Consider the following 13,099-nt stretch of genomic DNA (forward strand, 5'->3'; position numbering starts at 1 on the left):
CCGCATCCGAGGGCGTCACACGGCGCAACAGCGCGTCAGCCGTCCTCGGACAGCGAGCCGCTCGACGTGCCGTCGAGGGACAGCCGGACGCGGCGCGGCAGCTTCGCGACGATGATCGCGTGCGACTCCTGCACCAGCTCGGCGGCCAGGCCCGGATCGACGCGGGCGAGGTCGACCGTGACCCAGTGCGTCTTGTTGAGGTGGTACCCCGGATCCACGCCGTCGACCCCCGCGACGAGGTGCACCACGTTCTCGGGCAGCGCCTTCACGCTGATGCAGGCGCGACCGCGCAGCTCGGACTCGAGCGCGAACACCTTGCCGCCGACCTTCCACACCCGCGTGCCGGGGCCGAACGGGAAGCCGGGCTCCGCGCCGGGGAGGTCGGTCAGCAGCTGCTCGAGCGCGTCGGGATCCACGGAGCCAGTGTGCCGCGGGCGACGCACGGGCGCATCCCGCGATCGGGCCGGTCGGTAGACTCGCCGGGTCGATCGAGCAGCCAGCGGAGCGCCTCCGCTTTCGGTCGGCCGGAATCGGAACCCGCATGCCTGACTCCCCGGCACCCTCCTCCCCGAGCCCTGCGGCCGCGCCGCGATCGGCGCTCGGACGCGCCGCCGGACGGTACTCCCGCGCGTTCGCGGTGCCCGGATCGCTCGCGTTCTCCTCCTCGGGCTGGTTCGGACGGTTCCCCAAGGGCAGCCTCGCGATCGGCGTGCTGGTGCTCGTCACCGAGGTCTCGGGCAGCTACGCGCTCGGCGGAGCCGTCTCGGGCACGCTGACGCTCTCGCTGGCCGCCGCGGGGCCGGTCTGGTCGCGGGTGATGGACCGCTGGGGCCAGCGGCGCGCCCTCGCCCTGTCGCTCCCGGTGCTCGTCGCGGCGTCGCTCGGACTCGTCGCCGCCGTACTGCTCGGCGCGCCCGTCTGGAGCTGGTTCGCCCTGGCGGTACTCGCCGGACTCGCCGTGATCGACATCGGCTCGGCCGTGCGCTCGCGCTGGAGCGCCGCGACCTCGGACCCCGGGCTGCGGCACACCGCCTACTCGGTCGAATCGGTGGCCGACGAGGCGGCGTTCGTCGTCGCTCCGCCGGTCGTGACCCTGCTCGCCTCCCTCGTGCATCCGGCGGCGGGCGTGCTCGTGGGCCTCGCGATCGGAGTGATCGGGAGCGGCTCGCTGCTCGCGCAGGTGCGGACGCAGCCCCCGCTCGCGGTGCGCTCCCCCGGAGGCAGGGCGGTGCCCGTGCGCCTGCCCGCGGCACTGATCGGGGTGGTCGCCGTGTTCGCGACGATCGGAGGCGTCTTCGGCTCGTTCAACGTGGCCGCGATCGCGACGGCGGAGGCCGCCGGCGCGGATGCCGCGTCGGGCCTCCTGCTGTCGGTCTACAGCATCGGCAGCGTGCTGACCGGAGTCGTCGTCGGCGCCGCGCACCTGCCCGGCAGCCCGCTCTCGCGCTTCGTCGTCGCGGGTGTCGCGTTCGGCGTCGTCGTGCCCGTGCTGGTCTTCTCGAGCTCCCTGCCCGTCCTCGCCGTGCTCGCGTTCCTCGCGGGCCTCGCGACCTCCCCGCTCCTCATCACCGGCTCGAGCCTCGTCGAGACGATCTCCCCCCGCGCCCGCCTCACCGAGGCCCTCGCCTGGCCCCCCACCGGCCTCGCGATCGGGGTGACCGCCGGCTCCTCCCTCAGCGGCCTCGCCGTCGAGTCCCTCGGCCCCCAGTCCGGCTTCACCGTCACCGCCGCCTCCGCCGCTCTCGGCGCCCTCCTGACCCTGGCCACCGCCGCGTCCCTCCGCCGCCGCTGAGGGCCCGCGTCGGTCAGGTCTCCCGGACGAGGCCTGCACAGCTGAGGCTGAGCACGACGATCGGCCGGAATCCGTCCGCATTGTCGCGTTGAGCCTTACTCGCGAGGCTGCAGCATCCCGTCCGGAAGACGTGGGTCTCGATACGCCGCTCCGCGGCTACTCGACCAGCAAGGGTGGCCCGCCGTCCGGCCCCGCTCGTGCCGCAGGCACGGCGCATCCCGCTCGTGCCGCAGGCACGGCCACTTTCCTCACCAGCAGGGTGACTGAGAGGGCTCCGGTTGCGTTCATTGCAAGGCGGAGGAGGGAGTCGTAGCGGAGCTACGGCGACCGACGACAACGCCGCAAGGGACGTGACCGGAGCCCTCTCAGTCCTCGCCGAGGATGACTATGGCGGCGGTGGGGGGGAGCGCGTCCTCGTGGTACCGCTCGATCTCGGGGATGGCGGCCGGGTCGGCCTGCTGGAGGAAGGTGGTGAGGCGCTGAACCTCGTCGGTCTCGCCGATCGATTCGGCGGCGCGGCGGAGGGCGTAGAGAGCGAGGAGGAAGCCGCGGTTGGGGCCGTGGCGCCAGGGGATGGGGCCTTGTCCGCGCCAGCCGGCGGTGCGGAGGAGGTCGAGGCCGCGGTGGTAGCCGACGCGGGCGTAGGCGTAGGACGGCAGGGCCGCGTCGATGCCCCAGACGCTGTCGGCGAGGAGTGCCCAGGCCAGCGGGGAGCGCGGGTGGGCGGCGGCGAGGGCGGCGAATTCGACGGCTCCCGGGGTCGCGTGCTTCGCGAGGGCCGCGGTGACCGCGGGGTCCTCGGGGAGGAGGGTCGGTTCGGGGCCCAGCAGGTTCTCGCCGTTCATGTCTTCAGGCTAACCCCGTCCTCCTGGGGCGTCACCGTGGAGGCCACTTGATCTTGCACAGTCGTGTGCAACTTCGTACGATGGACGGGTGACCACGAGCAGAGCACCCCGGCGCGACGCCGCCGAGAACCGCGCCGCGATCCTCCTCGCCGCGCGGACCCTCCTCCGCACCGACGCCGACGCCTCGCTCGAGGCGATCGCGAGCGAGGCGGGAGTGACGCGCCGCACCGTCTACGGCCACTTCTCCTCTCGCGAGGAGCTCCTCACCACCGTGTTCCGCGAGGGGGCCGCGCGCATCGCCGCGGTCCTCGCTCCCGTGCGGCACGAGGACCCGGCCTCCGAGCTCGCCCTGATCGGCTCGCGGATGTGGCGCGAGGTCGAGTCGATCCGCGTCCCCGCCCGCTCCGCCCTGCGCTCCCCCTTCGCCGAGCTGGTCTCCGAGACGTTCGAGCCCGTGCGCGCGCAGCTGCGCGAGACCGCGTCCCGCGGCATCGCCTCCGGCCGCTTCCGCCCCGATCTCGACGCCGGCCGCCTGGCGAGGCTCGTCGAGGACGCCGCGATCGCGGTGCTCGACGAGGCCACTGACTCGGATCTCGGCGACGCGGCGGCCGAGCGCCTGATAATGATCGACGTCCTCGCGATCGCGGGCTTCGGCTGGGCCGACGCCGACGCGCTCGCCGAGCGGGTCGCCGCCGAGGAGGCCCGCTCGTGAGGATCGAGCTGCACGACGTCGCCAAGGGCGGAGCGCTCCCGGCCGTCTCGCTGACGTTCTCGAGCGGATCGGCGACCCTCGCCCTCACCGAGACGGAGCAGCGCCCCACGGTCCTCGGCCTCCTCGCGAGCGGGCGGATGCGCCCCGACAGCGGGCGCATCACCGTCGACGGCGCCGAGGATCCGAAGCGGATGCGCGCCGCGGTCGCCCTGGTCGACGCCCCGGTGGTCAGCGAGCCCGCCCCCGACGTGACCCTCGCCGGAGTGGCCGCCGAGGAGCTCGTCTTCGCCGGGCGCTCCTCGCACCCGCGCGCGGTCTCGCGCGCGCTCGAGGCGCTCGGCGTCGCCGATCTCGCTCGCCGACCGGTGTCCGAGCTCCCCGCGCTCGAGCGCGTCCGCGTGCTCGCCGAGCTCGCGCTGCTCCGCGAGGGGGTGGAGGCGCTCGTGATCGTCTCGCCCGACCGCCACGGAGGCGACCCCGCCGCCTGGTGGGCGCTCGCCAAGGAGCTCGCCGCGCGCGGGCCGGCCGTCCTCGTGATCGCGGGCACCGCCTCCGCTTCGGCCATCGCCGCGACGGATCTCCTGCGCACGCAGTTCGACCCCGCACCGCCCACCGCCCTCGCGACCCTCGAGGACGGCTTCGAGGAGGAGACCGCCGGCGCTCTCCACCGCGCCCTCGCCCCCTCGCTCCTCCCCGAGACCGCCCCCGACCCGATCGACGACATCCGCCCATGAGAATCCGCGTCCCCCAGATGATCCAGGCGGAGCTGCGCCGCCTCACCGCCACCCCGATGGCCCGCCTCGCGCTGATCGCGCTGATGCTCGTGCCGATCCTCTACGGAGGCCTGTACCTCTGGGCCAACCAGGACCCGTACGCGAAGCTGCCCGACGTCCCGGTGGCCCTGGTCGTCGACGACGCCGGCACGACCGCCGACGACGGCACCGCCACGAACACAGGTGACGAGGTCGCCGACCAGCTCCTCGAGGACCACGCGTTCGACTGGCACCGCGTCTCGTCGACCGAGGCCGCCTCCGGAGTCGACGACGGCACCTACGACTTCAGCGTCACCCTGCCTGCGGACTTCTCGGCCGCCCTCGCCTCGAGCGGCAGCGACGCGCCCTACCGCGCCAGCGTCGTCCTCACCACCAACGACGCCACGAGCTACCTCGCGAGCACCATCGGCGAGCAGGCCGCGAAGACGCTGCGCGCCTCCATCGTCGAGAAGGTCGACGAGGAGGCGACCGCCCAGTTCCTCGTGGGCCTCGCGACGATCCGCGGCGATCTCTCGACGGCGGTCGACGGCGGCTCGCAGCTCGTCGACGGCGCGACGACCCTCTCGAGCGGAGCCGCCTCCGCGCAGGACGGCGCGGGCACCCTCGCCGACGGGGCCGCCCGACTCGCCGACGGAGCCTCCTCCCTCGCCGACGGCACCGCACAGGTCGCCGGCGGAGTGCAGCAGCTCGCCGACGGGAGCGGCACGCTCGACACCGGCCTGCAGCAGCTGCGCGGCGCCACCGCCGACCTGCCCGCGCAGACCGCGACCCTCGCCGAGGGCGCCGCCCAGGTCGCCGCGGGCGACTCCGCCCTCGCGGCGCAGGCCGACGCCGTGGGCGCCGCCTCCCAGAAGGTGGCCGACAGCGTCCCCGTGATCCGCGGCGACATCGAGGCGAGCCTGCAGGAATCTGGACTGGATCCCGCGCGCATCGCGGAGGTGCTCGCTCTGCTGGATCCGCTCGGCGACGACACTCTTGCTGCGAACGCCCAGGCGCAGGGCCAGGTCGCGCTGATCGACCGGCTCGCCGGAGGAGCGACGCAGGTCGCGACCGGCGCGCAGGCCCTCGCCGACGCGACTCCGGCCCTCACCGCGGGCATCGCGAGCGCGGCCGACGGCTCGTCGCAGCTGACGAGCGGAGCCGCCACCGCCGCCGCCGGGGCGCAGTCCGCCGCGGCCGGGGCCGCGACCCTCCGAGACGGCGCCTCCTCCCTCCGCGACGGCTCGACGGCCCTGCGCGACGGACTCGGCGACCTCATCACCGGGCTCGGCGACCTCACCACCGGCGCCACCACGCTCCGTGACGGCCTCGAGGACGGCGTGGTCGCGATCCCCGACCGTTCGGCCGAGCAGCAGGCGGCGCAGGCCTCCGCCATCGCCGATCCGGTGGCCGTCGACCAGACCGAGGTCGCCTCGGCCGGCACGTACGGCGCCGGACTCGCCCCGTTCTTCGCGAGCCTCGCCGGCTGGATCGGCATCTACGCCCTGTTCCTGATCGTGAAGCCGGTCTCGCGCCGCGCGATCACCGCGCTGCACTCGCCCCTCCGGATCACCCTCGCCGGCTGGCTGACTCCGGGCCTGCTCGGAGTGGTCCAGATGGCCGGGCTGTTCGCGATCATCTCGCTCGCCCTCGGCTTCGACGTCGCCTCGCCGCTCGGCGTCTACGGAGTGATGGCCCTCGCCTCGCTGACGTTCGCCGCGGTGATCCTGGCCCTCAACGTCTGGCTGGGCAGCGTCGGACAGTTCCTCGGCCTCGTGCTGATGGTCGTGCAGCTCGTGACTGCGGGCGGCACGTTCCCCTGGCAGACACTCCCCGGGCCGCTCGCCGCGCTGCACCACGTGCTGCCGATGGGCTTCGCCACCGACGCCGTGCGGCAGCTGATGTACGGCGGCGACGGCGGCGCGGCGCTGCACGACTCCCTCGTGCTGCTCTGCTGGCTGGTCGGCGGTCTGGCCCTCGCGGCGATCGGAGTGGTCCGCATGACGCGGTTCCGCACCCTGCGCGATCTGCAGCCGTCCCTGATCGGGTGACTTCGAGACGTCTCAGACGCTGGCGCCGGAGATAGCATCGGGGGCATGGCAGCACATCGCGGCGAGGTCGAGGCCTGGCTCACCGACATGGACGGCGTGCTCGTGCACGAGAACAAGGCGCTCCCCGGCGCGCCCGAGCTGATCCAGGAGTGGACCGACGCGGGCGTGCCGTTCCTCGTGCTCACCAACAACTCGATCTTCACTCCGCGCGACCTGGCCGCACGCCTGCGCGCCTCGGGGCTGCACGTGCCGGAGGAGCGCATCTGGACGAGCGCGCTCGCCACCGCCGACTTCTGCGCCTCGCAGATGCCCGGCGGCAGTGCGTTCGTGATCGGGGAGGCGGGCATCACGACCGCGCTCCACGAGGCCGGCTTCATCATGACCGAGACCTCCCCCGACTACGTCGTGGTGGGCGAGACCCGCAACTACAGCTTCGAGGCCATCACGAAGGCGATCCGCCTGATCATCGGCGGGGCCCGGTTCATCGTGACGAACCCGGACGCCACGGGGCCGAGCTCCGAGGGCGTCATGCCCGCGACGGGAGCGATCGCCGCGCTGATCACCAAGGCCACCGGCAAGGACCCGTACGTCGTCGGCAAGCCGAACCCGATGATGTTCCGCTCGGCGATGAACAAGATCGGCGCGCACAGCGAGAACACCGGCATGATCGGCGACCGGATGGACACCGACATCGTCGCCGGCATCGAGGCGGGCCTGCACACGGTGCTCGTGATGACCGGGATCAGCGACGCCGCCGAGATCGAGCGCTACCCGTTCCGCCCCGACGAGGTACTCAGCGGCGTGCACGAGCTGCTGTCGGGCGAGCCCCTCGAGTCGGAGTTCCCGCCGGACGTCGTGGTCTGACCCGCGGTTCCTCGCGCTCAGAAGCGGACGTGCTGCAGCACCCAGGCGTGCATCGCGACCGCCGCGGCCGCCGACGCGTTGATCGAGCGCGTCGAGCCGAACTGCGAGATCTCGAGCACGGCCTCGGAGGCGGCGATCGCCTCGTCCGACAGGCCCGGCCCCTCCTGACCGAAGAGCAGGACGCAGCGCTCGGGCAGCGCGAAGGTCTCGATCGGGACGCAGCCGGGCACGTTGTCGATCGCGATCAGCGGCAGTCCCTCCGCCCGCGCCCACTCGACGAGCTCGGCGACCGTCTCGTGGTGCTGCACGTGCTGGTAGCGGTCGGTCACCATCGCGCCGCGCTTGTTCCAGCGGCGTCGACCCACGATGTGGACCCCGCGGGCTCCGAACGCGTTGGCGCTGCGCACGATCGAGCCGATGTTCATGTCGTGCTGCCAGTTCTCGACGGCCACGTGGAACGGGTGGCGGGAGCGGTCGAGCTCGGCGACGATCGCGTCCATCCGCCAGTAGCGGAAGCGGTCGATCACGTTGCGGGCGTCGCCGTGCGCGAGCAGCTCCGGATCGAGCCGCTCGTCCTCGGGCGGCTCGCCGATCCACGGGCCCACACCGTTGGTCGTCGCCTCGACGGAGGGCGCGGGGCCGGTCTCGGCTGGCCTCTCGTTCTCGTCCACGATCGGCAACCCTACAAGGGCCGACCGCGGCGACCGGCCGCTTCCCTCCGTGCGCCGACGCCCGGGATACTGACGCAGGGGCACGCCGAGAACGTCTCCCGCGAGGAGACGACCATGACCCGCTTCCACCCCGCTCTGCGCGCCGGAGTCGCGACGGCCGCGGTGCTGCTCGCCCTGGCCGGATGCGCCGAGCCGGCGACGCGAGCCCCCTCGACTCCCAGTGCCGCGGGGACGGCGGCTCCGGTGCCCGATGCCACGGATCCGAGCGCGACGCCGGGGGCCACTGATCCGAGCGCGGCGCCGACGACCACCGCTCCGAGCGCCGGGGTGCCGACCGGTGGCGCGACCACCGGCCCGGGCGCGCAGGCCTCGCCTCCCGCGCTCAGCGACCTCGTGCTCACTCCGGACGGGCTGATCGCGCCCGACGGATCCGCCTCGCTGATCGTCGGGCAGCCGATCCCCGCGGGTGTCGGCGCGGCGGCCCTCGCCGTGTTCGACGCGGACTTCTGCACCCCGGCCTGGGTGGAGGCGGGCGTCGAGGTCGACGGAGCGCCCGGCCGCTGGGTGCCGAACTACCCCGACGAGACGCAGGCGGGAGTGCTGGGGCGGTTCCCGTTCGGACTCCTCGCCGACGAGGAGGCCGCTCCGCTGCGGCTGATCCTCGTGAGTAGCCCGGCGCTCCGGAGCGCGGGCGGTGCCGGCATCGGCTCCACGCGCGCCGAGCTCGAGGCGGCGCTCGGGGGCGCGGCGCAGGTGACCGACACCGACGACCCGGCGGGCGTGGACGTGTACACCGTGCGCGGCGCGAACGCGAGCCTCACCTTCGAGGTGGGCAACGGCACCGACGTCGTCGAGCTCGCCCACGTCGGGCCTCTGCTCGACGTGCCCCTCAGGCTGTGGGGGACGGACGCCGGGCCGTACGGCTGCAGCCTGGTCTGACTCAGCCCGCGGGCGTGCCGGCGAGCGAGCCGACCAGCTCGCCGCCGCCCGCGCGGTCCACGAAGCAGAACGAGCGGCGCTCGCCCGCGTCCCACTGCTCCTGCGTGACCGGGAACGAGGCCGAGACCTGGACGTCGCCGTAGGTCTCGGCCGCCGCGACGTCCACGACTCCGGCGGCCTGGCAGAGCGAGGCGACCGAGAGCGCGAGCGCATCGGATCCGGGGAACACCGTCTCGGTCAGCGGCTCGGCAGCGACCAGCTGGCCGGCGTGCGGCGCGGCGCAGTCGACCACAGTGAACTCCTCGGCCCAGACGGAGTCGAACGGCTGCAGGCACTCCCCGCCGAGGAGGGCGCTCCACGCGTAGGTGCCGGCGGGCAGGGGTCCGACCGTCGGCAGCACCGCGGTGGGCTCCGGAGTCGCGCTCGCCTCCTCGCTCGGCGCCTGGGTCGCGACCGGCACCGCGGCCTCGGGACGGTTCGCCGACGCGACGGCGTACCCGATGGCCGCGAGGACGGCGAGGATCACGACGACCCCGACCGCGATCAGGGCGATCAGGAGTCGTCGACGTCCCGCCGTCCGCCCGGGGGACGGCGGCGAGAGCGGGGCGATGCTGGGGGGCTCGGTGGCGATGCCGGCCGTGGTGGGGCCGCTCGGCGCCGGGGCGTCCGCGCGAGGGGTCCTCTGCCGTGCGGCGCGCGGAGCCTTCTCGCGCGGAGCCTTCTCGCGGGCGGGCCTGGACCGGGGCGTCTTCTCGCCGGCGGCGTTCGCGTGCGCCGTCGCCGGCGTCGTGCTGAACGGAGCGTCGGCACCCTCGGCGGAGGCGGCGTCGCGCGACCCGGACGGATCGGCGGGATCACCGGAGTCCGTCGGCTCGAGATTCCACGCGAACGCGGTGCCCCGCCAGAGCTCCTCGTCGCCCGCGTCGTCGTCGTCCGCTCCGGCGGGCGGAGTGACGACGTCCTCCCAGACGGGAGGCGCGTCCCAGCCGCCGCGAGGGTCCGGCCACTGGTAGACGGTGCCGTTCGGCGCGGTGTCGCGCTGCGAGGGCGCGGTGGCCCCGGCGGGACGGTCGTCGCGCGGCTCCTCGGGCTGCTGGGCGTCACGAGCGGCGGGAGGTGCGCTGGGCGCGAGAGGCCCGGCGACGGGGGGCGCCGAGCGCGGGGTCGAGGCGCGCTCGGCCGGGTCGCGGCGCGCGGCGTCGAAGCGTGGCTGCGGGCGCACAGGGGGCGCGGTCTGCTCCGGCTCAGGAGCCGGTCCGCGGTCGACGACGGCCTCCGCCTCGGGTTCCGCGGGGCGCTCGGGCTCAGGCGCCGGAGCGGGACGGCGGTTCGCGTCGGGCTCGTCGGCCGAGGCGGGCTCGCGCTCCGGGCGGGATTCCTCCTCGCGCTCCTCCGCAGCCCCTGAGGTCTGCAGCGGCGGCGTCGGTTCGAGGACCATGGTCGGCTCCGGCGGAGCAGAGGCCTCGGCCGCGACGAGCGGCGGCACGTGCACGGTCGTCGCCTGGGGCTCGTCACGGCCGGCCGCCTGCGAAGGACGCTCCGGTGCGGCTGCCTCCGGCGCGGCTTCCTCGAGTGCGGACTCGTCAGGAGCACCGTCGGTCTGCTCCGACGCGTCGGACGACTCCTCCGGCGCCGACTCGGCCTCCTCGGACTCCGACGGCGCGGCGGGTGCGGCGGGTGCGGACTGCGGATCGACGGGCTTCCACTCGGACCCGGTCGGTGTCGCGCGCGGCGCGTCGAAGATGCTCTTCAGGCGTCCGCCGCTGAGCTGCTGCAGGAGCCACTCGCTGCCGCCGACCTGGCGCTCCGGCTCCTTCGGGCGGTCCTCGCCCTCGGAGTGGTCGCCGCGTCCGCGGTTGCCGTCGTCGACCATCAGCTCAGCCCGAGGTCGGCCAGCCCGATCGCGGCGAAGTACGGGTAGCCGGCGTCCTCGATGATCTCGCGCGCACCCGTCGCGCGATCGACGACGACGGCGACTCCGGCGATCTCGGCGCCCACCTTCAGCAGCGCCTCGATGGCCTTCAGCGGCGAGCCGCCGGTGGTGGAGGTGTCCTCGACGACGACGACGCGCTTGCCCTCGAGGTCGGGGCCCTCGACCTGCCGGCCGCGGCCGTGGTCCTTCGGCTCCTTGCGCACGACGAACGCGTCGTAGGCGAGCCCGCGGGCGGCGCCCTGGTGCAGGATCGCCGACGCGATGGGATCGGCGCCCATGGTCAGTCCGCCGACGGCGTCGACGCGCTCGATCGGCGCGATGAGGTCGAGCATGACCTGCCCGATCAGCGGGGCGACCCGGTGGTCGAGGCTGACCCGGCGGAGGTCGACGTAGTAGCTCGCCTTCTTGCCGCTCGTCAGGGTGAAGTCCCCGTGGAAGACGGCGTCGGAGCCGATGTACTCGATGAGCTGCTGGCGTGCGTCGTTCACAGGGCCACTCTACGGGGCGGTCTCGACGCCTCCGGGGAGGCCCGCGGGCGAGGTCGCCCCCGTCTGCTCGTCGCTCCCTCCGCGGAACTGGGTCATGTAGAGCTCGTAGTAGGCGCCGCGGCGGCGCAGGAGCTCGTCGTGAGCGCCCTGCTCGACGATGCGCCCCGCCTCCATCACGAGGATCGTGTCGGCGTCGCGGATGGTCGACAGCCGGTGCGCGATGACGAACGACGTGCGGTCGGTGCGCAGCGCCGCCATCGCGTGCTGCACCAGCAGCTCGGTGCGGGTGTCGACCGAGGAGGTCGCCTCGTCGAGGATCAGGAGCGACGGGTTCGCGAGGAACGCGCGCGCGATCGTGATCAGCTGGCGCTCTCCGGCCGAGACGCTGCCGCCGTCGGCGTCGAGCACGGTGTCGTAGCCGTCGGGCAGCTGCTGCACGAAGCGGTCGACCATCGTCGCGCGGGCCGCGTCGGCGATCTCGTCGTCGGTGGCGTCGAGCCGGCCGTAGCGGATGTTCTCGCGGATGGTGCCCTCGAAGAGCCACGCGTCCTGGAGGACCATGCCGACCCGCGAACGCAGGTCGCCGCGGGCGAGGCGGGTGATGTCGACGCCGTCGAGCAGGATCCGCCCGCCGGTGAGCTCGTAGAAGCGCATCACGAGGTTCACGAGGGTGGTCTTGCCCGCGCCGGTCGGACCGACGATGGCGACGGTCTGACCGGGCTGCGCCGAGAACGAGAGCCCCTCGATCAGCGGCTGCTCCGGGTCGTACGAGAACGAGACGTCCTGGAACTCGACGTGGCCGTCGGTGCGCTCGGGGAGCGAATCGGTGACGGTCTCGGCGTCCTGCTCGTCGGCGTCGAGCAGCTCGAAGGTGCGCTCGGCCGAGGCGACGCCCGACTGCAGCATGTTGGCCATGCTCGCCAGCTGGGTCACCGGCTGGGTGAACTCGCGCGAGTACTGGATGAACGCGGTCGCGTCTCCGAGGGTCAGCTGCCCCGACGCCACCCGGAGCCCGCCGACGACCGCGATGAGGACGTAGGACAGGTAGGACACGAAGGTCATCGCGGGCATGATCATGCCCGACACGAACTGGGCGCCGAACGAGGCCGTGTAGAGGTCGTCGTTGCGCCGGTCGAACTCCTCGAGCATCTCGCGGTCGCGGCCGAAGGCGCGGACGATCTCGAGGCCCGAGAACGACTCCTCGATGTGGCCGTTCAGTGCGCCGGTGTTCTTCCACTGCGCGGCGAACAGCTTCTGCGAGCGCGCGCCGATGACTCCCGCGATGACGCCGGACAGCGGGAGCGAGATCAGGGCGATCAGCGCGAGCTGCCACGAGACGATGAACATCATCGCCGCGATGCCGATGATCGTCAGCACCGACTGCACGAGCTGCGAGAAGGCCTGCTGGAGCGCCGTCTGGATGTTGTCGACGTCGTTCGTGACGCGCGACATCACGTCGCCGCGCTGCCGGGTGTCGAAGTAGCGCAGCGGCAGGCGGTTGAGCTTGGCCTCGATGTCCTGGCGCAGGCCATAGACGACGCGCATCACGAGCCCGTTGAGGAGGAAGCCCTGCGCCCACATGAGGACGGAGGCGACCACGTACATCAGCAGCACGATGATGATGAGCCGGCCGAGCACGACGAAGTCGATGCCCTGCCCGGGCACGATGTCGGTCTTGGAGAGCATGTCGGCGAAGGTGCCGTTGCCCGAGGCCCGCTGCTGCTCGATGATCTGCTCGAGCGGCACTCCGGCGGGCAGCTGCGACCCGATCACGCCGTTGAAGATCGTGTCCATCGCCTGGCCGAGGATCTTGGGCGCGATCACGGTGAGGACGACCGACGCCGAGACCAGCGCGACGACCACGATCATCCGGGCCTTCTCGGGGCCGAGCAGGCTGAAGAGCCGCTTCGCGGAGGGCCAGAAGTGCTGGGCCTTGCGGGCGGGCGGCCCGTCGCCGAACATGCCGCCGTCGGCCTCGCCGGGCTCGTACTCGGGTGCGAGCGACTCCGGCTCGGCCGGCTGCTCCTCCACTGCGTCGCGGACGCGCGCCAT

Annotated in this window: 12 protein-coding genes; 6 read left to right on the top strand and 6 right to left on the bottom strand. The window is 73.5% G+C overall.

Annotated elements, in window-relative coordinates; all coding sequences use genetic code 11:
• Positions 1-35 precede the first annotated feature (35 nt).
• Positions 36-416, bottom strand: a complete 381-nt coding sequence (locus C1I63_RS19650; protein WP_170116308.1) for an MmcQ/YjbR family DNA-binding protein — start codon at positions 414-416, stop codon at positions 36-38.
• Between the two features lie 125 nt (positions 417-541).
• Between C1I63_RS19650 and C1I63_RS03900 the strand changes: the two genes are divergently transcribed.
• Entirely contained in the window at positions 542-1,792 is a 1,251-nt protein-coding gene (locus C1I63_RS03900) for an MFS transporter (protein WP_146168359.1), read from the top strand.
• A 365-nt stretch (positions 1,793-2,157) separates the two neighbouring features.
• Here C1I63_RS03900 and C1I63_RS03905 read toward each other — a convergent pair whose 3' ends face one another.
• Complete coding sequence (locus tag C1I63_RS03905; protein WP_107573848.1) at positions 2,158-2,637, bottom strand: DUF3151 domain-containing protein; 480 nt, start codon at positions 2,635-2,637, stop codon at positions 2,158-2,160.
• An 88-nt stretch (positions 2,638-2,725) separates the two neighbouring features.
• On the opposite strand from C1I63_RS03905, the gene C1I63_RS03910 reads away from it, so the two are divergent.
• The 4 genes from C1I63_RS03910 to C1I63_RS03925 are packed head-to-tail and all read left to right on the top strand — an operon-like array spanning position 2,726 to position 7,016.
• On the top strand, positions 2,726-3,349 hold the full coding sequence (locus C1I63_RS03910) for a TetR/AcrR family transcriptional regulator (protein ID WP_107573849.1): 624 nt from the start codon (positions 2,726-2,728) through the stop codon (positions 3,347-3,349).
• Complete coding sequence (locus C1I63_RS03915; RefSeq protein WP_211315563.1) at positions 3,346-4,083, top strand: P-loop NTPase family protein; 738 nt, start codon at positions 3,346-3,348, stop codon at positions 4,081-4,083. Before C1I63_RS03910 ends, C1I63_RS03915 begins: the two co-directional genes overlap by 4 nt.
• Before the next feature lie 2 nt (positions 4,084-4,085).
• On the top strand, positions 4,086-6,152 hold the full coding sequence (locus C1I63_RS03920) for a YhgE/Pip domain-containing protein (RefSeq protein ID WP_107575725.1): 2,067 nt from the start codon (positions 4,086-4,088) through the stop codon (positions 6,150-6,152).
• A 45-nt stretch (positions 6,153-6,197) separates the two neighbouring features.
• Positions 6,198-7,016, top strand: a complete 819-nt coding sequence (locus tag C1I63_RS03925) for an HAD-IIA family hydrolase (RefSeq protein ID WP_077224455.1) — start codon at positions 6,198-6,200, stop codon at positions 7,014-7,016.
• Positions 7,017-7,033: 17 nt separating this feature from the next.
• On the opposite strand, the gene C1I63_RS03930 is transcribed toward C1I63_RS03925, so the two are convergent.
• The gene (locus C1I63_RS03930; protein ID WP_425326985.1) at positions 7,034-7,690 is read right to left on the bottom strand and encodes a TrmH family RNA methyltransferase; all 657 of its coding nucleotides are present in this window, start codon (positions 7,688-7,690) and stop codon (positions 7,034-7,036) included.
• A gap of 111 nt (positions 7,691-7,801) precedes the next feature.
• Here C1I63_RS03930 and C1I63_RS03935 point away from each other — a divergent pair, with 111 nt between their 5' ends.
• Positions 7,802-8,626, top strand: coding sequence for a hypothetical protein (locus C1I63_RS03935; RefSeq protein WP_107573851.1), 825 nt, complete (start codon positions 7,802-7,804; stop codon positions 8,624-8,626).
• Position 8,627: 1 nt separating this feature from the next.
• Here the strand turns inward: C1I63_RS03935 and C1I63_RS03940 are convergent, their stop codons facing one another.
• From C1I63_RS03940 to C1I63_RS03950, 3 genes are read right to left on the bottom strand one after another with little or no spacing between them, the layout of a single operon-like run.
• Entirely contained in the window at positions 8,628-10,499 is a 1,872-nt protein-coding gene (locus C1I63_RS03940) for a hypothetical protein (protein ID WP_107573852.1), read from the bottom strand.
• The gene (gene pyrE, locus C1I63_RS03945; RefSeq protein WP_055794176.1) at positions 10,499-11,047 is read right to left on the bottom strand and encodes an orotate phosphoribosyltransferase; all 549 of its coding nucleotides are present in this window, start codon (positions 11,045-11,047) and stop codon (positions 10,499-10,501) included. Before pyrE ends, C1I63_RS03940 begins: the two co-directional genes overlap by 1 nt.
• A 9-nt stretch (positions 11,048-11,056) precedes the next feature.
• Positions 11,057-13,099: an ABC transporter ATP-binding protein gene (locus C1I63_RS03950; protein WP_107573853.1), complete on the bottom strand. Its 2,043-nt coding sequence runs from the start codon at positions 13,097-13,099 to the stop codon at positions 11,057-11,059.

The organism is Rathayibacter caricis DSM 15933 (assembly GCF_003044275.1).
GTDB lineage: Bacteria > Actinomycetota > Actinomycetes > Actinomycetales > Microbacteriaceae > Rathayibacter > Rathayibacter caricis.